The sequence below is a fragment of the Mycobacterium sp. URHB0021 genome (genome assembly GCF_054057895.1).
The window spans coordinates 7,478,450-7,499,837 of sequence record NZ_JBSRZT010000002.1; the positions used below are offsets into that span (position 1 = coordinate 7,478,450).

Consider the following 21,388-nt stretch of genomic DNA (forward strand, 5'->3'; position numbering starts at 1 on the left):
GCTGCACGATGGCCAGACGCCCCGACCTCCGATCAGGCCCCGCGCGACTCGTGGCGCTGGTGCGAACCTCCGTACCGCCGATGCATCGCGCCGGCCTGCCCTTCGTCGGCGCGAGCCTGGTGGTGGCCGCCGCGGGACGCAAGAACCGCTGGCTGCGCGGCGCCGGGCTGACGTCGGCGGCCGCCAACGCCGCGTTCTTCCGGCACCCGCCCCGGGTGCCACCCACCCGGCCCGGTCTGGTCGTCGCGCCCGCCGACGGACTCATCTGCCTGATCGGCGAGGAACTGCCCCCTGCCGAACTCGGCCTGCCCGCAACGCCGTTGCCGCGCATCAGCATTTTCCTGTCGATCCTGGACGCCCACGTGCAGCGGGCGCCGATCGGCGGCGAAGTGGTCGCCGCCGTACATCAGCCCGGGTTGTTCCTGTCCGCGGACCTGGAAGCGGCCAGTGCCGACAACGAACGCAACAGCGTCCTCATCCGCACACCGGACGGCACCGAGGTGATCGCCGTCCAGATCGCCGGACTCGTGGCGCGCCGCATCGTCTGCGACGTCAAGGCAGGTGACAAGTTGTCGATCGGCGATACCTACGGCCTGATCCGATACGGCTCGCGACTGGACACGTACCTTCCTGAGGGTGCCAACATCCTGGTCACCACGGGACAGCGCGCGCTGGCAGGCGAAACGGTATTGGCCGAGCTGCCATGATCAAACCGCGCATCAAGGCGCCCGTCGTCAGCCTGCGAATACTGCCCAGCGCCATGACCGTCGCGGCCATCTGCTTCGGCCTGAGCGCGGTGAAGATGGCGCTCGACAACAGGCCGACGGAGTCGATGGCGTTCCTCGCCCTCGCCGCGATCCTCGACGCGCTCGACGGGCGCATCGCCCGGATCCTCAAGGCGACCTCGCGGATGGGGGAGGAGATCGACTCGCTGGCCGACGCGGTGAACTTCGGTGTGGCACCGGCGTTCATCGTCTACGGCACCCTGCTGTCGCATTCGCGGATCGGCTGGATAGTGGTGCTGCTGTACTCGGTCTGCATCGTGCTGCGGCTGGCCAGGTTCAACGCGCTGCTCGACGTGGACCAGCCCGCCTACCAGAAGGAGTACTTCGTCGGCATGCCCGCGCCCGCGGGCGCGATCGGCGCCATCGGGCCGCTGGCTGCCAAGATGCAGTTCGGCGACGGCTGGTGGACGTCGGAACCGGCCGTGGTGATCTGGATGATCGGAGTCTCGCTGCTCGTCGTCAGCACCCTGCCGATGCGCAAGATCCACACCTTCTCGGTGTCGCCGAACATGGTCGCCCCGCTGCTGGCCGCGACCGCCATCCTGGTGGCGGCGTCAATTCTCTACGGGTACATCACCATCCTGGTGATCATCCTCGCCTATGTCATCCACATCCCGTTCGCCATCCGCACCAGGCGGTTCCTCGCGGCTCATCCCGAGGTGTGGGGCGACAAGCCACGCCAACAGCGGGCGGCGCGACGGGCGATCCGGCGATCTCAACCGCACCGCCGGTCGGTGTCGCGCCTGGGACTGCGCAGGCCGGGTTAGTGACGTGACGGAGACCGGCACTGCCGAGGAAAGTGGGCTCAACCATCTCAGGCTGACGGCACGGCTGAACACGTCGGCCTTGGATTCGCGCCGTGGAGTTGTCCGCCTTCACCCGGAAGCCATTGCAGCACTGAGCATCCGGGAATGGGATGCGGTTTCACTGACGGGTTCGCGCACCACCGCCTCGGTGGCGGGAATTGCGCCGCCCGGCACCCCGGTCGGCACCGCCCTGCTCGACGACGTCACCTTGTCCAACGCCGGACTGCCCGAGAACACCACCGTGATCGTCGCGCCGGTGACGGTCTACGGTGCCCGTTCGGTGACGGTCAGCGGCTCGAATCTGGCCACCCAGTCGATCTCGTCCGCCACCTTGCGGCAGGCGTTGCTGGGCAAGGTGATGACGGTGGGCGACACCGTCTCATTGCTTCCGCGCGACCTGGGCCCCGGCACGTCGACATCCACGGCTGCCAGTGCGCTGGCCTCCTCGGTCGGCATCACCTGGACGTCGGAGTTGCTGACGGTGACCGGCGTCGACCCCGCCGGAACGGTGAGCGTGCAACCCAATTCGGTGGTGACCTGGGGCAACGGGGTGGCTCCGACCATGCACCCCACCGCAGGCAGGCACGTGGTGACCACACCGACACAGACTCAGGCCAGGGAGTCGGTCAACATCGACGACCTGAAGGGTGCACACGCCCAGGCCGGCCGGCTGACCGAATGGCTAAAACTCGCCCTCGACCAACCCGAACTACTCCAAACCCTTGGTGCCACCGCCAATCTGGGCGTCCTGGTGTCCGGCCCCGCCGGGGTGGGGAAGGCTGCGCTGGTCCGTGCCGTGTGCGCGAACCGGCGACTCGTCGAACTGGACGGCCCTGAGGTGGGTGCGCTGCGCGCCGACGACAGACTGGCGCGCGTGGCGTCGGCCGTCGCGACCGTGCGGGACGGTGGCGGCGTCCTGCTGATCACCGACATCGATGCGCTGTTGCCCGCGGGCACCCCGGACCGACCGGCCGACCCGGTGGCCACGCTCATCCTGACCGAACTGCGTAACGCGGTGGCCACCCCGGGCATCGCGTTCATCGCCACCTCAGCGGTCCCCGACAACGTGGACCCGCGACTGCGCGCGCCCGATCTATGCGACCGGGAACTGGGCCTCAGCCTGCCCGACGGCGGGGTGCGCAAACAACTGCTGGAAGTACTGCTGCGCGGGGTGCCATCAGAAGATCTCAGCCTTGACGAAATCGGCGAGCGCACACCGGGTTTCGTAGTCGCAGATCTGGCCGCACTGGTTCGCGAGGCGGCGCTGAGGGCGGCTGCACGGGCCAGCAGTGACGGCAAGGCACCGGTGCTGACCCAGGACGACCTGACCGGCGCGCTCAGCGTCATCCGCCCTCTGTCGCGGTCGGCCACCGAGGAGGTCTCGGTCGGGTCGGTGACCCTGGACGACGTCGGCGACATGGCGGCCACCAAACAGGCGCTCACCGAGGCGGTGCTGTGGCCACTGCAGCACCCCGACACCTTCCAGCGCCTCGGGGTCGCACCGCCACGAGGTGTGCTGCTGTACGGGCCGCCGGGCTGCGGCAAGACGTTCATCGTACGGGCGCTGGCCAGCTCGGGGCGGCTGTCGGTACATGCCGTCAAAGGCGCTGAGTTGATGGACAAATGGGTCGGCGCGTCGGAGAAGGCGGTACGCGAGCTGTTCCGCCGGGCCCGCGACTCGGCTCCATCCCTGGTGTTTCTGGACGAGATCGACGCGCTGGCGCCGAGGCGGGGCCAGAGCTTCGACTCCGGCGTGACCGATCGCGTGGTGGCGGCGCTACTCACCGAACTCGACGGCATCGACCCACTGCGTGACGTCGTGGTCCTCGGTGCGACGAACCGGCCCGATCTCATCGATCCCGCGCTGTTGCGGCCCGGCCGACTGGAGAAGCTGGTGTTCGTCGAACCGCCCGACGCCGAGGCCCGCCGCGAAATCCTGCGCACCGCAGGTAAATCCGTGCCTCTGAGCAACGACGTCGATCTCGACAGGGTGGCCGACGAACTCGACGGCTACAGCGCGGCGGATTGCGTGGCGTTGCTGCGGGAGGCCGCACTGACGGCGATGCGGCGGTCCATCGACGCCGCCGACGTGACGGCCGCCGACGTCGCCAAGGCCAAGGAAACGGTTCGGCCGTCGCTGGACCCGGCGCAGGTCGAGTCGCTGAGGGCGTTCTCCGCCGCGCGCTGAGCACCGTCGGATGGGAGGGCACGGTGACCACCTGGACCGCGAAATTCGCTTCCGCCGTTCACTCACTCGAAAGTGCAGCGAACCGGATCACCCGGCGAAAGGTCAAGCCGACACCATTGCCGGAGAAGAACCGCGGTGCGACGTTCAACGCCTCGGGTGTCGTGCAGGTGGGTCAGCGCCGATTCGTCTTCATCGACAACCATGATCCCGGGGCCTTCTTCGAAATCAAACTCGACGCGAAAGACGAAGAGGTCGAATGGATCCGGCGGCGGCCACTGGCCGGCATCGCCGACGGCCAGTTCAGCGACCCCGAGGGCCTCTGCCGGGTCGACGAGAACGGCGAAATCTACCTCATTGCCGCGTCCTCCCTGTGCGCCACCGGCGCCGACCGGTCGGGCCGACGGCGAGTCAGTGACGGGTTGGTGCGCGCTCGCTACACACCCGAGGGTGACCTGCCCGCCGAGGCGATGGCCGGATTCCGCGCGTGGCTGCTCGCGCACGAGCCGTCGCTGGTGGAAGCCGGCGAACGGGAGCCGGATGCGGGCGGGCTGAACATCGAGGGCCTGGCGTGGGATCCCGCGGCCGGGGAGCTCCTGTTCGGCCAGCGCGGGCCTGCGGATCCCGGGCGAATCACGGTCATCGTTGTGTCCGTCGATGCGGCCGGGGCCGCGTGGACGACCGCGTCGTTGGCGACTCCGGCTGTCGTCCACGCCGCGATACCGCACTCGAGCGCGACGCTCGGGATCCGGGACATCTCCTACGACAACTCCTACGACGTGGACAGCGGCCGCTTCCTGATCGTGCTCGGGCGTTCGCTCAGTCGAGGCGACGAACCCTTTCAGCTCTGCACCTGGAACCGCGGCAGTGACACGGTGAGACCACTTGCTGTCAGTTTCCACCGGTCGATGAAGCCCGAGGGACTCACGACATTTTCTTCGGGCGACAAGAAGAAGATCCTCGTCGTCGACGACGGTGGCGGCTACGCGGTGCTGCGGTCGCCCAAGATATCTTGACAGTGACAAGTTAAGGAGGCATAGTCGGTCACACAACTAGTCACTGTCTAGATAATTCCGGAGGGATCATGACCGTTCGCACCGCACCGACCGTCCGGGCCGGCGATCACGACCGCGAAGAGACCGCGAACCAGCTGGCTCAGGCGCTGACGCAGGGCTACCTCGCGATGGACGAGTACGAATCTCGCCTGCAGGCGGCGTTCACCAGTAACACCACCGCTGAGCTACGCCACCTCGTCGCCGACCTGCCCCTGGCCCAGCTGCGACGCAATGATCCTCGGCGCTGCGAGGCCCGGCGCAGGGCCGCGCGGCGGGGAGTTCAGATCCACCTCGCCGGTTACCTTACGATGGTCGTCATCGTGCTCTCGGTGTGGCTGGCCGTCGGATTCGGCGCCGGCGCCTGGTACTTCTGGCCGATCTGGCCGATCCTCGGCGCAGGCATCGGGGTCATCGGCCACGCCCTGCCGATCCGGTTCGCGATGCCGGCGTCCTGTCACCAGCGTCACGGCTCGATCAGACCGGCCCGGATCGCGTAGCGGGTCAACGCGAGACGGTCGCGCAGGCCGAGTTTGGCCAGTGTGTTCGTCCGATGCCGGTCGACGGTCTTGACGCTGATTCCCAGTGTCGCAGCGATCTCCCGGGCCGAATATCCCTCGGCGATCAGCTTGAGCACCTCCTCCTCGCGCGGGGTGAGGATGGTCTCCGGCAGCGCATCACCCTGCCGCGCCCGGTGCAGATAGTCGCGGATCAGCGCGTTCATCGCGCCGGCGTAGAGGAATGGCTCGCCGCGCAGCGTCGCACGGCACGCCTCGAGCAGGTCACGGTCGACGACCGATTTGAGGACGTAGCCCGACGCGCCGGCCTTGAGAGCCTCGAAGAAGTACTGCTCGTTGTCGTACATCGACAGGATCAGGATCCGCACGTGCGGATGGGCGCGGCTCATCTCCCTGGCCGCCTGCAGACCGGTCATCCGGGGCATGGCGATGTCGAGGATCGCCAGGTCCGCTGGAGTTTGTTCGAGCGCGGCCAGCGCCCGCCGTTGTGGTGATATTCGCGCTCTTCGTCGCGTTCACGAGGGTGCTGTTCCGCGCCGACCTACGCGCCGACACCGTGCATATCGATGAGGTGCTGGTGCTCCAGGAACGTCGCGCTATCAAAGATGCCCGGCTTCTGGTCCGGTCCATGGCGGTGCTCTCCGTGGTCATCGCCGGCTTCGCGCTGCATTCCGTCCTGCACGTCGCGCCGTCGGTCGTCGCGCTCGTGGGGGCAGGCGCCATGCTGTTGGTCACTGACGTCGATGTGGCAGACATCCTTCCGGAGGTGGAGTGGTCGACGCTGGTGTTCTTCATGGGCCTGTTCGCCATGGTCGGCGGCCTCGTGCACACCGGCGTGATCGGCGCGCTCGACTCGGTGGCCGAATCGGCCTTCGGCGACAACTACTTCGTCGCGGCGACAGCACTGATCTTCGGGTCGTCCATCGTCGGAGCGTTCGTCGACAACATTCCCTACACCGCGACCATGACCCCGGTCGTAGAGGGAATGGCCGCCCAGGCACCCGACGCCGAAACCGGCCGCGCGCTGTGGTGGGCGTTCGCCCTCGGGGCATGTTTCAGCGGCAACGGTACGGCGATCGCCGCGAGCGCCAACGTCGTCGCCATCGGAATCGCTGCACGGGCCGGCCACGCCATCAGCTTCTGGCGGTTCACCCGGTACGGCATCGTCGTCACCCTACTCAGCAGTGTGCTGGCGTGGCTGTATGTGTGGCTGCGCTACTTCCGAGCCGGAGGACTCCAGCGATCGATCGCTGCTGACAGTTCGACCGCACTCGGCATGCGTTCGCTGGCCCAGGCGACATAGCCGTCCGGGCGGACCAGCATGGCGTCCGGCAGTTCGGGATGCTTGTCGACGGTGTGCACGACGTGCGACCGATCCAAGGTCACCGGCGTCGCGGTCACCAGGACGAACTTTCCCTCGCGCAGCCGCTCGTACAGCCGCTTGCCGTCGCATTCGATGTCCGGCATCCGGCGCCCGACCATCCGGTCTTCGCCGCGCTCGTGCTGATAGCCGATGCCGATCCCGGTCAGCCGCTCGGCCATCATGCGTTTCGTGCGGGGTATCCGCGTCACCGCGCCGATCGCGATGGTCTGGACGAGGCGCTGGGCCTTGGTGCGGCCGAGCACCAGCTGGTTGAACGCGTCGGTCAGGCGTAAGACGCTGGCGCCGACCGGATGCCGCTCGTTCTCATAGCTGTCCAACAGCCACGATGGCGCGGTCCCGGCGAGGGCGGCAGCCAGTTTCCAGCCGAGATTCATCGCGTCGCCGATACCGGTGTTCATGCCCTGCCCGCCGAGCGGGGAATGCACGTGGGCGGCGTCGCCCCCGATGAACACCCGTCCGGAGCGGTAGTGCCTGGCCTGCTTGCGCTCGGACAGGAACCGCGAGCTCCACCGCATCTCCGTCATGCCGAAATCCTGGCCCGCGATCCGGCCGAAGGAGTCGCGCATCTCGTCGACGGTGACCGGCTCCTTCATCGGCGCCTGCTCACGCAGTCGATCCCACGCGATGGCGCGGAACCAGCCGTCCCCGAACGGGATGACGATCACCGCGCCCTTCTCGTTGGTGACACCGGTCAGCGTGTCGGTCGGTGGCGTCGAGAGACGCACGTCGGCCAGCAGGATGTGCGTCTCGTACTGTTTGCCGACGAAGTCGATGCCGACCAAGCGGCGCACCGCGCTGTGCGCCCCGTCGCAGCCGGCCACATATCGGGTGCGAACGGTGTCGCCGCCGGCACACTCGATGGTCACCCCGTCGCGGTCCTGCGTCAGCCCGGTCACCTCGGCGCCGCGCACGACCTCGATGCCGAGCTCGGCGGCCCGCGCGGCCAGCACCTGTTCCGTGCCACTCTGCGGGACGACCAGCAACATTCCATAGCGGGTCGGCAGCGCGCGCAGGTTCATCACCGCACCGCCCGGCGGAGCGATCTCGTGCACCGGCACGCCCCGGGAGAGGAGGTCGTCGGCCAGCCCGCGCGCATCGAGCAGTTCCAAGGTGCGGGCGTGCACCGCGAAGGCCCTGGTGATGTTCGGCTTCTCCACACGCGCCTCGAGCAGCGTCGGCTTCACGCCACCCAGCGCGAGTTCACAGGCCAGCATCAGGCCGGTCGGCCCGGCCCCGACCACCACGACATCGGCAGTGCCCACGACGCGGGATAGTAGCCATATCCGCCCACGTAGACTGCCGTTACACCAAAGCCATCGAATAACACCGACCGGCTGACACCCCGCTGTCCGCAATTCGCCGACCATCCCGACGAGACCGGAGTGCCATGCTCGCCATCCTTGCTGCCCACGCGGTCGCAACCGCGCTGGCACCCCTGCTGGTGTACCGGTGGGGCCGGATGGCGTTCTATCCGCTGGCACTGGTTCCGCTCGGTTCGCTGGTCTGGGTGGTGCTGAACTGGCCGGGGGCCCGCGGTGACACCACCGCGGACGTGCAGTGGGTGCCCGGGCTTTCGATGGACATCACGCTGCGCTTCGACGCGCTCGCGGCGATCATGAGCGTGCTGGTGCTGGGCATCGGCGCGCTTGTCCTCTTCTACTGCGCCGACTACTTCCACCATCCCGACGGCCGCACTGAGAAGCGACTGCCCAGCTTCGCCGCCGAACTGGTCGCGTTCTCGGGCGCGATGTTCGGGCTTGTCGCCAGCGACAACATGCTGGTGCTCTACGTGTTCTGGGAGCTCACCACCGTGCTGTCGTTTCTGTTGGTGGGCCACTACGCCGAGCGCGCCACCAGCAGACGCGCCGCGACCCAGGCGCTGCTGGTGACGACGTTCGGCGGGCTGGCGATGCTGGTCGGCATCATCGTGCTGGGCAACATGTCCGGGACATACCTGCTCTCCGAGCTGATCGCGGCGCCGCCGAGCGGCCTCGCGGCGTCGGTCGCGGTGGTGTTGATCCTCGTCGGCGCGCTGGCCAAGTCGGCGATCGTGCCGATGCACTTCTGGCTTCCCGGCGCGATGGCCGCTCCCACGCCGGTGAGCGCGTATCTGCACGCCGCCGCGATGGTCAAGGCCGGCGTCTACCTCGTGGCGCGGATGACGCCCGGGTTCGCGGACTCGCCGCCGTGGCGGCCGACGGTCGTCGTGCTCGGGGTGTTGACCATGCTTCTGGCCGGTTGGCGCGCGGCCCGCGAGTACGACCTCAAGCTGATCCTGGCGTTCGGCACGGTCAGCCAGCTCGGCCTGATCACCCTGATGGTCGGCGCGGGCGGCGGGGATTTGATGCTCGCCGGGCTGGCGATGTTGTGCGCACACGCGATGTTCAAGGCCTGCCTGTTCATGGTCGTCGGCGTCATCGACCACGCCACCGGCACCCGGGACATCCGCCGGCTGGCCTGGCTCGGTCAGCGCAGCCGGCCGTTGCTCATCATCGCGATCGGTGCGACAGCCAGCATGGCCGCGCTGCCGCCGTTCCTCGGCTTCGTCGCCAAGGAGGCCGACTTCGAGACCGTCGCCCACTCCGCGTCGCTCGGCGGGGCGGCACCCTTCGTGCTGGCCGGCATCGCGGTGGGCTCCGTGTTCACCACCATCTACAGTCTGCGATTCCTGCTGGGGGCCTTCGGCCGCAAGGGGTTACCACAACCCAGCGCGCGGGTCGCCGAAATGCACCGCCCCGAAACGACCTTCCTCATTCCGCCGGCGATCCTCGCGTTCACCGGTCTGCTGTTCGGGATCTGGCCGGCCAGGCTCGACACCGCATTGGACGATTACGCCGACTCGGTGCCCGGCGGCGAGGATTACGACCTGGCCCTGTGGCACGGTGTCGGCCTGCCTCTGGTGTTGTCGGTGATCGTGCTCGCGACCGGCACCGCGGCCTACTTCGGCCGCGCCCGGCTGCGGCGGCTACGCACTACCCGCGAGCCGCTGGGCAACGCGGACCGCATCTACGACGCCGCCGTCCACGGCCTCGACCTGTTGTCGGTGAAGCTCACCGGGGTCACCCAGCGCGGATCGATCCCGGCCACGCAGTCGGTGATCCTGTCCACCCTGGTGCTGGTGCCCATCGTGGTGCTGGCGCTCGGCGCGCGCGACCGACCCCACTTCGAGCTGTGGGACTCGCCGCTGCAGGTCGTCGTCGGCCTGCTGATCCTGGCCGCCGCGGTCGCCGCGACGACGATGCGCAATCGGCTGGCGGCGGTGCTGCTGGTGGGTGTGGTCGGTTACGGCTGCGGCACGATCTTCGTCTTCCACGGCGCACCGGATCTGGCGTTGACACAGTTCCTGGTCGAGACGCTCACGCTGGTGATCTTCGTGCTGGTGCTGCGCACCCTGCCCGCCGAGACCGACCGGGCGAACCTCAAACGGTATCGGCTGCCGCGCGCCGTACTGGCGCTGGCCGTCGGCGCCACCGTCACGACGCTGGCCGTGTATGCGATGGCGGCCCGCACCGGCACGCCGATCGCCGACCTGCTGCCGGACGCGGCGTATTACCGCGGCCACGGGGCCAACACGGTCAACGTTCTGCTGGTGGACATCCGCGCCTGGGACACCCTCGGTGAAGTGTCGGTACTGCTCGTCGCCGCGACGGGCGTGGCGTCGCTTGTCTTCCGGCACAGGCGTTTTGGCGCCGCACCGCGGGTCGCCGATGCGGGCCAGCCCGATATCGGCAGGCTGGCGTCATCCGTCGTCAACAGCCCCGCGGCCGGCGATGTCACCTGGTTGCGCGGCAGCGAACTGCGCGACCCGCGGCACCGGTCACTGGTCCTGGAGGTTGCCACCCGGATGATCTTCCCGCTCATCATGGTGCTGTCGGCGTACTTCTTCTTCGCCGGGCACAACACGCCGGGCGGCGGTTTCGCTGGAGGTCTGACCGCAGGACTTGCGCTGGTGCTGCGCTACCTGGCGGGCGGCCGCTACGAACTCGGCGAAACGCTGCCCTTGGACGCGGGCAAGATCCTCGGCGTCGGTCTCGGTCTCTCCGCAGGCACCGCGGTCGCCTCGCTGCTGCTGGACGCACCGGTGCTGTCGTCGGCGTTGATCCAGATCGACCTTCCGGTTCTCGGCACGGTCAAATTCGTCACCGCGTTGTTCTTCGATCTCGGCGTGTATCTCATCGTGGTCGGCCTGGTGCTGGACGTGCTGCGCAGCCTTGGCGCCCGCGTCGACATCGACATGAGCCGGTCGGCCGCGGGAGCGACGCGATGATCACCTACCTGATCCCCCTCGTCCTGATCGGCGGCCTCACCAGCGCAGGCGTCTATCTGCTGCTTGAACGCAATCTGACCCGGATGCTGTTGGGCCTGTTGCTGATCGGCAACGCGATCAATCTGCTCATCCTGATGGTCGGCGGTCCGTCCGGCAATCCCCCGGTGCGGGGACGCATCAGCGACGGCGAGACCACCACGGCGGATCCGTTGGCGCAGGGGATGATTCTGACGGCCATCGTCATCAGCATGGGCATCGCGGCGTTCGTGCTGGCCCTGACGTACCGCTCGTTCCGGTTGACCACGGAGGAGGAGGTTACCGACGACCCCGAGGACACCCGGGTATCGCGGATGGCGGAGATCGACGGCGCCGCGTTCGAAGAGGACCGACCGCAGCCGGAAAAGGCCAGGGACACCGACCAGCCCGACGAACTGGACGCGCTGCCGGGATTCGAGGGGTCACGATGACGCTGGCGGCGGCGTTGACGCCGCTACCCGTGTTGATCCCGCTGCTGGGCGCGGCCATGACGATGTTCGCCGGCCGCAGACCGCGCCTGCAGCGGGCCATCACGCTCGCCGCGCTGTCGACGGTGGTCGTGGTGTGTGCGGCGCTGCTCCACCTCACCGACCGCGACGGCACGCTCGCGCTCAATGTCGGCGGCTGGGGCCAGTCGGTGCCGGGCATGGGCCCGCTGGGCATCACGCTGGTGGTGGATCGGCTGTCGGCGCTGATGCTCGTGGTGTCGTCGATCGTCCTGCTCGCGGTGGTGTTCTACGCGATCGGGCAGGGCATCCGGGACGGCGACGAACGCCAGCCGGTGTCGATCTTCCTGCCCACCTATCTGGTGTTGTCGGCCGGAGTCTGTACGGCGTTCCTGGCGGGCGATCTGTTCAATCTGTTCGTCGGGTTCGAAGTGCTGTTGTCGGCGAGCTTCGTGCTGCTGACCATCGGCGCCAGCAAGGACCGGGTCCGCGCCGGAATCGCCTACGTGCTGGTGTCGATGGTGTCGTCGCTGGTGTTCCTGCTCGGCATCGCGCTCGTCTACGCCGCGACCGGAACGTTGAACATGGCCGACCTCGCCCTGCGGCTCGACCACGTGACAGCAGGCACGCGCACGGCGCTGTTCGCGGTGCTGCTGGTCGCCTTCGGCATCAAGGCAGCGGTGTTCCCGCTCTCGACGTGGTTGCCCGACTCGTATCCCACCGCACCTGCGCCCGTCACCGCCGTGTTCGCCGGCTTGCTGACGAAAGTCGGTGTGTACGCGATCATCCGCGCACATTCGCTGCTGTTCCCGACCGGTGGACTGGACCCGCTGCTTCTGGTCGCGGCGCTGCTCACGATGGTGATCGGCATCCTCGGCGCCATCGCCCAGAGCGACATCAAACGACTGCTGTCCTTCACCCTGGTCAGCCACATCGGTTACATGGTGTTCGGCATCGCACTGTCGAGCGAGCTGGGCATGTCCGGAGCGATTTACTATGTGGCGCATCATATTCTGGTCCAGACAACGCTGTTTCTGGTCGTCGGACTGATCGAGCGCCAGGCGGGCGCCTCGACGTTGCAGCGGCTGGGCGGGCTGGCCGCCGCCAGCCCGATCCTGGCGTTCGTTTTCGTGGTCCCCGCGCTCAACCTGGGCGGCATTCCACCGTTTTCCGGATTCATCGGCAAGGTGGCGCTGCTGGAGGCCGGCGCCCAGAACGGTTCCGTGCTGGCGTGGCTGCTGGTCGGCGGGGGCGTGGTCACCAGCCTGTTGACGTTGTACGTGATCGCCAGGGTGTGGACCAAGGCGTTCTGGCGCTCGCGCGAGGACGCGCCCGAAGGACACCTGGCCGCGGCGGCACCCGCGGTGCTCCTCGACCACTCGGAGGACGTCGAGTTCATCGACCGCGACGATGTCGGACGGATGCCGGTCGGCATGTTGGTGCCGACCGGAGCGCTCATCGCGGTGACCTTGGCGCTCACCGTGCTGGCCGGCCCGATCTTCGCCTACAGCGGCCGGGCGGCCGGCGAGGTGTTGGACCGCGGGCAGTACATCACGGCCGTGGTGGGTTCGCGATGAGCGCTCGCGCGAAGAGCCGAGGACACCGATGAGCGCTTGCGCGAAGAGCCGAGGACACCGATGAGCGCTCGCGCGAAGAGCCGAGGGCACCGATGAGGCGGGCGGCGCTGCGGACATGGGTGCTGTGCTGGTTGGTCCTCGTGTGGATTCTATTGTGGGGCACGTTCTCTGCGGCCAACGTGATTTCCGGGCTGCTGATCGCGTTGATCATCACGCTGCTGCCGTTGCCGGTGGTGCCGATCGAGGGCAGGGTTCATCCGCTCTCGCTGATGCGGCTCGGGATCACGGTCGGGTGGTATCTGGTGCTGTCGTCGGGGCAGGTGGCCTGGCTCGCGGTCAAGCCGGGCCCTCCGCCGCTGTCGGCGGTGCTGAGGATTCACCTCGCGGTCAAGTCGGATCTGGTGTTGGCGCTTGCCGTCAACATCTTCAACCTCATCCCCGGCTCGATCGTGCTGGAGATCGACCAGGCCCGCCGCATGCTCTACATGCACGTCATCAATGTCGGTTCCGACCGCGCGATGGCCAGCTTCTACCGTCAGGTGGCCGTGGTGGAGCGGCAGTTGGTGGCGGCATTCGAGCGCGAGGCCGACTGGCGACCCGCAAAACTCGAGGATCGAGAGGATCGCGCATGACTTGCGAGCGAGTAGCGAAGGCGGATCGCGCATGACTTGCGAGCGAGTAGCGAAGGCGGATCGCGCATGACTTGCGAGCGAGTAGCGAAGGCGGATCGCGCATGACAATCGTTTGGATCATCGCGGCGGTGATGCTGACCGCGGCCGCCGTCGTCACCATGGTCCGGCTTCTCGCCGGCCCGACCACGCTGGACCGGCTGGTGGCGCTGGACACCTTCGTCGCGGTGACGATGTGCGCGATCGGCACATGGGCGGCGTTCAGCCTCGATACCACGGCCACCTACGGGCTGACGGCGCTGGCGCTGATCAGTTTCGTCGGTTCGGTCAGCGTGGCGCGCTTCCGCGTGCCCGACATCCGGAGCCCGCGCTCGGCGAGGAAGTCGCGATGACCGTCCTTGACATCGTCACCAGCGTGTTGATACTGGGCGGTTCGACGCTCGCGCTGACCGCCGCGATCGGCGTGGTCCGCTTTCCCGACACGTTGACGCGGATGCACGCGGCGTCCAAGCCTCAGGTGCTCGGTCTGTTGCTGGTGTTGGTCGGCGCGGCGATCCGCCTGCGCGGCAACGTCGACGTCGGCATGGTCATTCTCACCGGCCTGTTCACCGTCATCACGGCGCCGGTGGTGGCCAACCGCGTCGGCCAACTGGCCTACCGGGAACAGAACATCCGTGACGATCTCCTGACCACGGACGAGATGCGTGAGTTCGCTCGAGAACGGGAATCCGGCGGCAATGTCCAGGACTGACGACGACAGCTGGGACATCACCGAGGGCGTCGGCGCAACCGCGCTCGGGGTGGCGTGGGCGCGCGCTCAGGAGGCGCACTGCAGCTGCCCCCTGTTCATCGATTCATTCGCCCAGCTCTTCATCGATGCGGCGCTCGAACGCGGGTGGCGGCTGCCGCCGAAACACATGGTCGAGCGGATCCGGTCCATCTCGGGCTACGCCGCATCACGCACGAAGTTCTTCGACGACTTCTTCATCACTGCGGGCGCCAACGGAATTGAGCAGTCGGTCATTCTGGCCGCGGGTCTGGATGCCCGGGCGTGGCGGCTGCCGTGGGTGGACGGCAGCGTGGTCTATGAGATCGACCAGCCGAAGGTGCTGCAGTTCAAGTCCGAGACGCTGCGCGCCCACGCTGCCACACCTGCCACCCGCTACGCCGCGGTACCCATCGACCTTCGTCAGGATTGGCCGAAAGCCTTGTGCGAGGCCGGATTCGATGCCGAGGCGCCGACCGCATGGGCGGCGGAGGGGCTGCTGCCCTACTTGCCCGCGGACGCGCAGGATGTCCTGTTCGAGCGGATCGCCGAACTCAGCGCTGCGGGCAGTCGCGTCGCGGTGGAGTCCTTCGGCGCGGGCTTCTTCGATTCCGACTATCTGGCCGGCCGTCGTGAACAGATACGTCGGCTGCGCGAGGAGGCCGGAGAGGATGAGGGGACCCGGCCGGACGTTCAGGATCTCTGGTTCATCGAGGAACGGGCCGACGTCGCCGACTGGCTCATGCAACGCGGCTGGGTGGTCACGGCAGTCGAGGCGGCCGACCTGATGCAGCGGTTCGACCGCTGCGCCCCCCCGGCGACCGAGGACACCACGCCCCGAACCGTTTTCATCGAGGGAAGGTTGGCCTGAACCATGGACAGCGCTGGGCCGCCAAGCGTCTCCGGTCAGGACGCCGGACGCTTCAGCTCCTCATCACGACCTGGGACCTCGCCGACGGCGGACCGTTCCCCGCGAGTGCAGTCGGCAGCGGCATCACGCGCTACGCGGTGCGCACCGAACCGCCGCATTCGATGCGCGTCGACGAACTCGTCGACGCGGTGGCATCGACCCCTTCAGCGCGATCTCACCGGAGCGCCGTCGTAGCGGTCCGCTCATTCCCCTGACAACTGGAACTCCACCATCGCGGCGGCTGTGTCCACGGCTTCGCTCAACGCCGCCGTCCGCGCGGCCACCGTCGGCGCGGCCAGCACCGCATACCGGTCTGCTTGGCCGAATGGGAGCCGGGTTGTCAACGTGTACAACCACATTGCGGCATCACCGGACTCGTCGGCGCCGAGCACGATGTCGCGCCCGTTGACCTCGGCGCCACGTGCGGCGGCGATCCGCTCGAACAGTGCGATCATGCGGTCCTCGATGTCGCGGATCGCGTCGATGTCCACGGGACCACCCGGCTCGTCCGGCCATGGTTCGACCGAAGCGCGTGGGTACGGATCGTCGGGCAGCCACTCCAGCACGCGCAGTCGTTCGGCCATCACGCATCTGAGCCGGTAGCGTCCGTCGCCATCATCGACGCACTCGGCGATGCGCGCCATCGCGCCGACATCGCTGCGCGCATCACCGCCGCCGACCTCCCGGCCCGCGGAGATCAGCACCACGCCGAAGGCCGGGTCGTCGGTCGCCAGACAATGCCGCACCAGCGCTGAGTAGCGCGGCTCGAAGATCCGCAGGGGCAACTCCTCACCCGGGAGCATCGCCACTTCGAGCGGGAACATCGGGGTGATCGGCACGGCGCCCTAGATATCCAGCTCGGCGACCAGCGCGTCGACCACCGCCCGCAGGTCGCCGTCGTGCTCCTCGGCCTCCCTGCGCTGACGTTGATACGACGCGCCGGAGGTGTAGATATCGGCCACCCACGCCAGTTCGTCCTCACAGTGCAGCGACTTGGCCACGGGCGCAAGCCGGTTCAGCAGCTCGTCGAGATCCTCGGTGACCAAGCGCTCGTTGCTGTCGGCGTCCAGGATGATCACCGCGTCCAGACCGTAGCGCGCGGCGCGCCACTTGTTCTCCTGCACGTGCCACGGCGGCATCGCAGGCAATTGATCGCCGGCGTCCAGGCGCCGGTCGAGGTCCACGATGAGGCAGTGCGTCAGCGCGACGAGCGCGGCCAGCTCGCGCAGGTTGGAAACTCCGTCGAAGATCCGGACCTCGATCGTGCCGAGATGCGGCGAAGGACGGATATCCCAACGGATCTCGTTCATATGGTCGATGATGCCGGTCTTCTTCTGGTCGTGGACGAAGCCTTCGAACTCGGTCCAGGTCTGGAAGTGGAACGGCAGACCGGCGGTCGGCAGCTGCTGGAACATCATCGCGCGGTTGCTCGCGTAGCCGGTGTCCTCGCCGTCCCAGAACGGGGAGGACGCGGACAGCGCCAGCAGGTGTGGGTACTGGTTCAGCAGCGACGTGATGATCGGCATCACCTTCTGGGCCGACGAGATGCCGACGTGAACATGCACACCCCAGATCAGCATCTGCCTGCCCCACCACTGCGTGCGCTTGATCAGCTCGGCATACCGCGGTGCATCGGTGAGCTTCTGAGCCGACCATTTCGCGAACGGATGCGTTCCCGCGCAGAACAGTTCCATGCCCCGGTCGTGAACGATCCGTCGTGCGGGAATCAGCGTCGAGCGGAGGTCATCCATGGCCTGCCCGGCGTTGTCGCAGATGCCGGTGACGATCTCAACGGTGTTGCGCAGCAATTCCTTGTGCACGCGCGGGTTTTCGCCGATCTCGGCGATCACCGTCGCGGCCTCGTTGCTCAGGTCGCGGGTGATGGCGTCGACGAGCGCGAATTCCCACTCGACACCAACGGTCGGCCGGTATGAACCGGCGAAGTCGATGCGGCGGCTAACCGGTTCCGATAACACCGCAGGCCACGCGTTTTCCGGCGTCACCGGTGGACAGGGTGGTCTCGTCAGGCGGCGGGTTGCCGCCGTTCACCTGCTGGTAGCGCTCCGGCGGGATGTTGGCGAAGTTGTCCGCCTTCTCGTGGATGATGATCGCCGTCTTCGCGCCGCCGAGCAGATCCTCGGCCGTGAACGCGTCGGTCGTCGTCACCAGCTTCGCGGTACCGTCCCCACGCACCTGCAGCGAGGTCAGGTCACCGCTGGCGGGGTGCATGGTGTGGCCGGCTTTCTGAAAATGCCCACCCGCGGAGTTGAAGTCACCGGGTGCACCGCCGGTCGGAGCGACGGAGCTGGCCTCGCACTTGCCCACCGAGTGGATGTGCAGTCCGTGAAAGCCGGGGGTCAGTTCACCCGGCGCGGTGGTCTGGACGGTGACGGTGGCGTAGCCGTCGGTGAATTCGATGTCGGCGGTGGCCACCGTCGTGCCGTCGGCCAGCTTCAGCTGGGCGGTTAGCTTCTCGCCGCTGGCCGCCGCCTGGCCCGTCCCCCCTCCTCCGCCCCCGCCTTGTTCGGGAGACGCGGACGGCGACGTCGAGCCGGTCCAGACCGACGGGGTGGTTCCCGGCTGCGTGGCCACGGGTTCGTTCGGACTGCAGGCGCACAACGCGAGCGCGGGGACGGCGAACATGGCGGCAGCGGCAGCGGTCCTCAGCATGTGCAAGAGCCTAACCGGTGACCGCCACGACCACGCCCGGCGGTTGATCTACCACCTCGGGGACCCGCGGCGCCACCGGCGCCTCGAGGAGCTTGCCCACCTCGTCGGCGGCTTCCCGCTCACCCGGAGCCTCACCGAAGTACACCGTGGTCTCGGTCAGGTCCGGTAACGACAGGTTGCCCGTCTCGGTCACATTCCAGCCGGCCTCCCGCAACCGGTTCGCGGTGCCTTCGGCGGCGCCGTCGACCGAGGACGTGTTGTAGACCCGGACTTCGGCCTTGGCGGGCGCCGGAGGTGTGGTCGTCGTTGCCGACGGCGTGGTGGTGACGGTCGCGGTTCCGAGTGACGACTGATCACTGTCGTCGTCGCCGGAACCCATTGCCTGAAATCCGACCAACAGGAACACCACGCCCAGGAAGAGCAGCACCATCACCATGGCGCGCAAAGGCAGCCCGGAGGATTCTCGCTGGTTCATCACCGCCCACTGTATCGAGGAGGACCGCCCCGCCCTAAAACGCTCAGGTGACGTCGAAGCCCAGGCGACGTGCCGCTCTGGCCTTTTGCCGGCTGGCCCGCAGCCGCCGCAGCCGCTTGACCAGCATCGGGTCCGCAGCAAGCGCCTCCGGGCGGTCTACCAGCGCGTTGAGCACCTGGTAGTACCGGGTTGCCGACATCGAGAACAACTCCTTGATGGCGTCTTCCTTGGAGCCCGCGTATTTCCACCACTGACGTTCGAACGCCAGGATGTCGTGTTCCCGACGGGTCAGCCCATCGGTGAGAGCAGCGTCGTCCCCCGATTGGTCAGTCCGCGCGATGGCGCCGTCCATATCGCTCTTGGACCCTTCCGACACTAGAAATGACATCCCTGTGTTTCGGCCAACATTCAAACACGGGTTTGCAAGCTGAGGCGTCACCCAAGCCCGCGAGTCGGCTCATTAAGCTTCCGACCATGGCCGTCGTACCTATCCGCATCGTAGGAGATCCCGTCTTACACACCGCCGCCGAGCCGGTACCCGTTGGCGACGACGGTTCTCTGCCGCCCGATCTCGCCGACTTGATCAAGGATCTCTACGACACGATGGACGCCGCGAACGGTGTCGGGTTGGCGGCGAATCAGATCGGCGTTTCCAAGCGGGTGTTCGTCTACGACTGCGCCGACGTACGCGGCCGTACGCCCCGGCGCCGGGGCGTCGTGGTCAACCCGGTGCTGGAAACCTCCGAGGTTCCCGAGACCATGCCGGACCCCGACAACGACGACGAGGGCTGCCTGTCGGTGCCCGGCGAGTCCTTTCCGACGGGCCGCGCCGACTGGGCGCGGGTGACAGGCCTTGACGCCGACGGCAATGCGATCACCATCGAGGGCGACGATCTGTTTGCGCGGATGCTGCAACACGAGACCGGCCATCTGGATGGATTCCTCTACCTGGACCGGCTTGTGGGCAGGAACGCACGCAGCGCCAAGCGGGCGGTCAAGTCACATGGCTGGGGTGTGCCCGGGCTCAGTTGGAACCCGGGCAAGGATCCCGATCCGTTCGGCCACTAGTCATGGCTCAACTGCCCGCCGTCGGGACCCGGGTCAGTCTGCGGTACCGGCTGCCGTCCGGCTCCATGCCGCCGATGACCGATGTGGTCGGCCACCTGGAGGCGGTCGGCGCGACGCTTCGGGTGCGCACCAAGCGCGACGAACTCGTCGACGTCGCGGCGGAGGACGTGGTGGCGATCAAGGCGTTGGCCGCAGTGCCCGTCCGCACGGGTGATATCCGCAATCTCGAGCATGCCGCGGCGCTGGCGTGGCCCGGCATCGAGCACGAGTGGATCGACGGCTGGTTGTTGAGGTATGGCAACGGCAGCACTCGGCGGGCGAATTCAGCAGTCCCGCTCGCGGTTTCAGCGGTGGACCAGCTGGATGCGATCGTCGACTGGTACGCGGGCCGTGGGACACCGCCGCTGCTGGCCGTGCCCGATCGGTTGTTCCGCATACCACCCGGGGTTCCGGTCGATGGCGAAAACCTGGTGATGACCAGCGAGCTCGGCACCGCGACTCCGTCGACGTCGGACGTGACGCTGGCCGCCCGGCCCGATGACGAATGGCTACGGCTCTACCGGCGTGAGGTGCCGCCCGGCGTCTTGACCGCCGTCATCGACGGCGAGTTGGCGTTCGCGACGATGGCCGGTGCCGCGGTGGGGCGGGCCGCCCTCACCACGGCGCCCGACGGCACATCCTGGGTCGGCTTGTCGGCGGTGCATGTGATGGAGCAAGCCCGCGGACGCGGGCTGGCCCGCGCGTTGTGCAGTTTTCTTTTGTCGTGGGGGGCCGGGCGTTCGGCGACGCGCGCATACGTCCAGGTGCTCACGGACAACGCCGTCGCGACAGGGCTCTATGAGTCGATGGGGTTCGGCGTCCACCACCGCTCCCGCTACGTGCGAGCCGATGAATTGGCGCGCCGGGACGTAAGCTGAAACAGGTGCGAATAGCCACCTGGAACGTCAACTCGATCCGCGCGCGCGTCGACCGGGTGACCGACTGGCTCGAACGTGCCGACGTCGACGTGCTGGCGATGCAGGAGACCAAGTGCTCCGACGACCAGTTCCCCACCATGCCGTTCATCGCGGCGGGCTACGACGTCGCGCACTGCGGGTTCAACCAGTGGAACGGCGTGGCCATCGCATCGCGCGTCGGGATCGAAGACATCCAGGTTGGGTTCGAAGGTCAGCCGACGTGGAGCGACAAGCCCGAGGTCGAAGCGGCGGCGGAAGCCCGGGCGCTCGGTGCGACGTGCAACGGTGTCCGGGTGTGGAGCCTGTATGTGCCCAACGGGCGCTTCGTCGAATCGCCGCACTACGTCTATAAGCTGCAATGGCTTGCCGCACTGCGGAATACGGCCCGCCGGTGGCTCGACGATGATCCGTCGGCACAGATCGCGCTCGTGGGCGACTGGAACATCGCGCCCACCGACGATGACGTCTGGAGCGTCGAGTTCTATAAGAACAGCACCCACGTCACACCGCCCGAGCGCGCCGCCTTCAACGCGATCGTCGACGCTCAATTCACCGACGTGGTCCGGCCCTTCACGCCGGGGCCGGCAGTCTTCACCTACTGGGATTACACGCAGCTGAGGTTCCCGAAGAACCGCGGGATGCGCATCGACTTCATCCTCGGTTCACCGTCGCTGGCCGCCCGGGTGGCCCACGCCGAGATCGTGCGTCAGGAGCGCAAGGGCAAGGGCGCGAGCGACCACGCGCCGGTTCTCGTCGAAGTCGGTTAAGACCTGAGGACAAACTTCTGACTCTGTCGGCGGATGCGTTGCTGTCGGCAATCGAGGCCGGCCGGCGTGAGGAGTCGGCGGGTGGCAGACG

21 protein-coding genes and 3 pseudogenes are annotated in these 21,388 nt (G+C 67.7%); 17 read left to right on the forward strand and 7 right to left on the reverse strand.

All coding sequences use genetic code 11. The annotated features are described in order from the left end of the window. Nucleotides 1-8 precede the first annotated feature (8 nt). The 5 genes from ACVWWN_RS38765 (at nt 9) to ACVWWN_RS38785 (ending at nt 5,328) form a co-directional block, all read left to right on the forward strand. Nucleotides 9-707: a phosphatidylserine decarboxylase gene (locus tag ACVWWN_RS38765; RefSeq protein ID WP_457148605.1), complete on the forward strand. Its 699-nt coding sequence runs from the start codon at nt 9-11 to the stop codon at nt 705-707. Further along, nucleotides 704-1,552 carry a CDP-diacylglycerol--serine O-phosphatidyltransferase gene (pssA, locus tag ACVWWN_RS38770; RefSeq protein ID WP_457148606.1) on the forward strand — a complete coding sequence of 283 codons (849 nt, stop codon included), beginning with the start codon at nt 704-706 and terminating at the stop codon, nt 1,550-1,552. Before ACVWWN_RS38765 ends, pssA begins: the two co-directional genes overlap by 4 nt. 4 nt (nt 1,553-1,556) lie before the next feature. Beyond that, nucleotides 1,557-3,779 carry an AAA family ATPase gene (locus ACVWWN_RS38775; RefSeq protein WP_457148607.1) on the forward strand — a complete coding sequence of 741 codons (2,223 nt, stop codon included), beginning with the start codon at nt 1,557-1,559 and terminating at the stop codon, nt 3,777-3,779. 23 nt (nt 3,780-3,802) lie between these two features. After that, nucleotides 3,803-4,792, forward strand: a complete 990-nt coding sequence (locus ACVWWN_RS38780; RefSeq protein WP_457148608.1) for a hypothetical protein — start codon at nt 3,803-3,805, stop codon at nt 4,790-4,792. Nucleotides 4,793-4,860: 68 nt separating this feature from the next. After that, on the forward strand, nt 4,861-5,328 hold the full coding sequence (locus tag ACVWWN_RS38785) for a DUF1707 domain-containing protein (RefSeq protein ID WP_457148609.1): 468 nt from the start codon (nt 4,861-4,863) through the stop codon (nt 5,326-5,328). Here the strand turns inward: ACVWWN_RS38785 and ACVWWN_RS38790 are convergent. Further along, nucleotides 5,295-5,825, reverse strand: a pseudogene (locus ACVWWN_RS38790) (response regulator); the annotation flags it as partial. The gene ACVWWN_RS38785 and the pseudogene ACVWWN_RS38790 overlap by 34 nt on opposite strands. On the opposite strand from ACVWWN_RS38790, the pseudogene ACVWWN_RS38795 reads away from it, so the two are divergent. Beyond that, a pseudogene (locus tag ACVWWN_RS38795) lies at nt 5,822-6,568 on the forward strand (SLC13 family permease); the annotation flags it as partial. The pseudogenes ACVWWN_RS38790 and ACVWWN_RS38795 sit on opposite strands and share 4 nt — an antisense overlap. Here ACVWWN_RS38795 and ACVWWN_RS38800 read toward each other — a convergent pair. Continuing rightward, a complete protein-coding gene (locus ACVWWN_RS38800; protein ID WP_457148610.1) occupies nt 6,562-7,992 on the reverse strand; it encodes an FAD-dependent monooxygenase in 1,431 nt (476 codons plus the stop codon). The pseudogene ACVWWN_RS38795 and the gene ACVWWN_RS38800 sit on opposite strands and share 7 nt — an antisense overlap. A gap of 125 nt (nt 7,993-8,117) precedes the next feature. On the opposite strand from ACVWWN_RS38800, the gene ACVWWN_RS38805 reads away from it, so the two are divergent. The 8 genes and pseudogenes from ACVWWN_RS38805 to ACVWWN_RS38840 form a co-directional block, all read left to right on the forward strand. Continuing rightward, nucleotides 8,118-10,997, forward strand: coding sequence for a Na+/H+ antiporter subunit A (locus tag ACVWWN_RS38805; protein WP_457148611.1), 2,880 nt, complete (start codon nt 8,118-8,120; stop codon nt 10,995-10,997). Beyond that, the gene (locus ACVWWN_RS38810; RefSeq protein WP_457148612.1) at nt 10,994-11,464 is read left to right on the forward strand and encodes a Na(+)/H(+) antiporter subunit C; all 471 of its coding nucleotides are present in this window, start codon (nt 10,994-10,996) and stop codon (nt 11,462-11,464) included. The genes ACVWWN_RS38805 and ACVWWN_RS38810 overlap by 4 nt, the downstream gene beginning before the upstream one ends. After that, nucleotides 11,461-13,056, forward strand: a complete 1,596-nt coding sequence (locus tag ACVWWN_RS38815; RefSeq protein WP_457148613.1) for a Na+/H+ antiporter subunit D — start codon at nt 11,461-11,463, stop codon at nt 13,054-13,056. Before ACVWWN_RS38810 ends, ACVWWN_RS38815 begins: the two co-directional genes overlap by 4 nt. 92 nt (nt 13,057-13,148) lie before the next feature. After that, complete coding sequence (locus ACVWWN_RS38820; protein WP_457148614.1) at nt 13,149-13,688, forward strand: Na+/H+ antiporter subunit E; 540 nt, start codon at nt 13,149-13,151, stop codon at nt 13,686-13,688. Between the two features lie 101 nt (nt 13,689-13,789). Further along, complete coding sequence (locus ACVWWN_RS38825) at nt 13,790-14,077, forward strand: monovalent cation/H+ antiporter complex subunit F (protein WP_457148615.1); 288 nt, start codon at nt 13,790-13,792, stop codon at nt 14,075-14,077. Next, nucleotides 14,074-14,436 (forward strand): monovalent cation/H(+) antiporter subunit G, encoded by a 363-nt coding sequence (gene mnhG, locus ACVWWN_RS38830; RefSeq protein WP_457148616.1) that lies wholly within the window; start codon nt 14,074-14,076, stop codon nt 14,434-14,436. Before ACVWWN_RS38825 ends, mnhG begins: the two co-directional genes overlap by 4 nt. Continuing rightward, entirely contained in the window at nt 14,423-15,322 is a 900-nt protein-coding gene (locus ACVWWN_RS38835) for an SAM-dependent methyltransferase (RefSeq protein WP_457148617.1), read from the forward strand. Before mnhG ends, ACVWWN_RS38835 begins: the two co-directional genes overlap by 14 nt. A gap of 38 nt (nt 15,323-15,360) precedes the next feature. Further along, nucleotides 15,361-15,576 (forward strand): annotated as a pseudogene (locus tag ACVWWN_RS38840) (hypothetical protein); the annotation flags it as partial. Here ACVWWN_RS38840 and ACVWWN_RS38845 read toward each other — a convergent pair. The 5 genes from ACVWWN_RS38845 to ACVWWN_RS38865 are packed head-to-tail and all read right to left on the reverse strand — an operon-like array spanning nt 15,565 to nt 18,858. After that, complete coding sequence (locus ACVWWN_RS38845) at nt 15,565-16,200, reverse strand: LON peptidase substrate-binding domain-containing protein (protein WP_457148618.1); 636 nt, start codon at nt 16,198-16,200, stop codon at nt 15,565-15,567. The pseudogene ACVWWN_RS38840 and the gene ACVWWN_RS38845 sit on opposite strands and share 12 nt — an antisense overlap. 6 nt (nt 16,201-16,206) lie before the next feature. Next, nucleotides 16,207-17,337 carry a glutamate--cysteine ligase gene (locus tag ACVWWN_RS38850; protein ID WP_457149444.1) on the reverse strand — a complete coding sequence of 377 codons (1,131 nt, stop codon included), beginning with the start codon at nt 17,335-17,337 and terminating at the stop codon, nt 16,207-16,209. Next, the gene (gene sodC / locus ACVWWN_RS38855) at nt 17,318-18,031 is read right to left on the reverse strand and encodes a superoxide dismutase[Cu-Zn] (RefSeq protein ID WP_457148619.1); all 714 of its coding nucleotides are present in this window, start codon (nt 18,029-18,031) and stop codon (nt 17,318-17,320) included. The genes ACVWWN_RS38850 and sodC overlap by 20 nt, the downstream gene beginning before the upstream one ends. A 10-nt stretch (nt 18,032-18,041) precedes the next feature. Next, entirely contained in the window at nt 18,042-18,506 is a 465-nt protein-coding gene (locus tag ACVWWN_RS38860) for a LytR C-terminal domain-containing protein (RefSeq protein ID WP_457148620.1), read from the reverse strand. Between the two features lie 43 nt (nt 18,507-18,549). Next, on the reverse strand, nt 18,550-18,858 hold the full coding sequence (locus tag ACVWWN_RS38865; protein WP_457149445.1) for a DUF3263 domain-containing protein: 309 nt from the start codon (nt 18,856-18,858) through the stop codon (nt 18,550-18,552). A gap of 122 nt (nt 18,859-18,980) precedes the next feature. Between ACVWWN_RS38865 and ACVWWN_RS38870 the strand changes: the two genes are divergently transcribed. Genes ACVWWN_RS38870 through ACVWWN_RS38880 form a run of 3 tightly spaced genes read left to right on the forward strand, consistent with a single transcriptional unit; the run spans nt 18,981 to nt 21,297 of the window. Continuing rightward, on the forward strand, nt 18,981-19,574 hold the full coding sequence (locus ACVWWN_RS38870) for a peptide deformylase (RefSeq protein WP_457148621.1): 594 nt from the start codon (nt 18,981-18,983) through the stop codon (nt 19,572-19,574). A 2-nt stretch (nt 19,575-19,576) separates the two neighbouring features. Continuing rightward, the gene (locus tag ACVWWN_RS38875; RefSeq protein ID WP_457148622.1) at nt 19,577-20,491 is read left to right on the forward strand and encodes an N-acetylglutamate synthase, CG3035 family; all 915 of its coding nucleotides are present in this window, start codon (nt 19,577-19,579) and stop codon (nt 20,489-20,491) included. A gap of 5 nt (nt 20,492-20,496) precedes the next feature. Continuing rightward, nucleotides 20,497-21,297 (forward strand): exodeoxyribonuclease III, encoded by an 801-nt coding sequence (locus ACVWWN_RS38880; protein ID WP_457148623.1) that lies wholly within the window; start codon nt 20,497-20,499, stop codon nt 21,295-21,297. The last annotated feature ends 91 nt before the right edge of the window (nt 21,298-21,388 follow it).

Excerpts from the sequence above, each read along its gene's own strand:
- mnhG (WP_457148616.1), top strand. The coding sequence starts at position 14,074 with ATGACCGTCCTTGACATCGTCACCAGCGTGTTGATACTGGGCGGTTCG.
- ACVWWN_RS38820 (WP_457148614.1), top strand. The coding sequence starts at position 13,149 with ATGAGGCGGGCGGCGCTGCGGACATGGGTGCTGTGCTGGTTGGTCCTC.
- ACVWWN_RS38875 (WP_457148622.1), top strand. The coding sequence starts at position 19,577 with ATGGCTCAACTGCCCGCCGTCGGGACCCGGGTCAGTCTGCGGTACCGG.
- ACVWWN_RS38835 (WP_457148617.1), top strand. The coding sequence starts at position 14,423 with ATGTCCAGGACTGACGACGACAGCTGGGACATCACCGAGGGCGTCGGC.
- ACVWWN_RS38865 (WP_457149445.1), bottom strand. The coding sequence starts at position 18,858 with ATGGACGGCGCCATCGCGCGGACTGACCAATCGGGGGACGACGCTGCT.
- ACVWWN_RS38860 (WP_457148620.1), bottom strand. The coding sequence starts at position 18,506 with ATGAACCAGCGAGAATCCTCCGGGCTGCCTTTGCGCGCCATGGTGATG.
- ACVWWN_RS38870 (WP_457148621.1), top strand. The coding sequence starts at position 18,981 with ATGGCCGTCGTACCTATCCGCATCGTAGGAGATCCCGTCTTACACACC.
- ACVWWN_RS38815 (WP_457148613.1), top strand. The coding sequence starts at position 11,461 with ATGACGCTGGCGGCGGCGTTGACGCCGCTACCCGTGTTGATCCCGCTG.
- ACVWWN_RS38785 (WP_457148609.1), top strand. The coding sequence starts at position 4,861 with ATGACCGTTCGCACCGCACCGACCGTCCGGGCCGGCGATCACGACCGC.
- ACVWWN_RS38810 (WP_457148612.1), top strand. The coding sequence starts at position 10,994 with ATGATCACCTACCTGATCCCCCTCGTCCTGATCGGCGGCCTCACCAGC.
- pssA (WP_457148606.1), top strand. The coding sequence starts at position 704 with ATGATCAAACCGCGCATCAAGGCGCCCGTCGTCAGCCTGCGAATACTG.
- ACVWWN_RS38805 (WP_457148611.1), top strand. The coding sequence starts at position 8,118 with ATGCTCGCCATCCTTGCTGCCCACGCGGTCGCAACCGCGCTGGCACCC.
- sodC (WP_457148619.1), bottom strand. The coding sequence starts at position 18,031 with ATGCTGAGGACCGCTGCCGCTGCCGCCATGTTCGCCGTCCCCGCGCTC.
- ACVWWN_RS38825 (WP_457148615.1), top strand. The coding sequence starts at position 13,790 with ATGACAATCGTTTGGATCATCGCGGCGGTGATGCTGACCGCGGCCGCC.
- ACVWWN_RS38765 (WP_457148605.1), top strand. The coding sequence starts at position 9 with ATGGCCAGACGCCCCGACCTCCGATCAGGCCCCGCGCGACTCGTGGCG.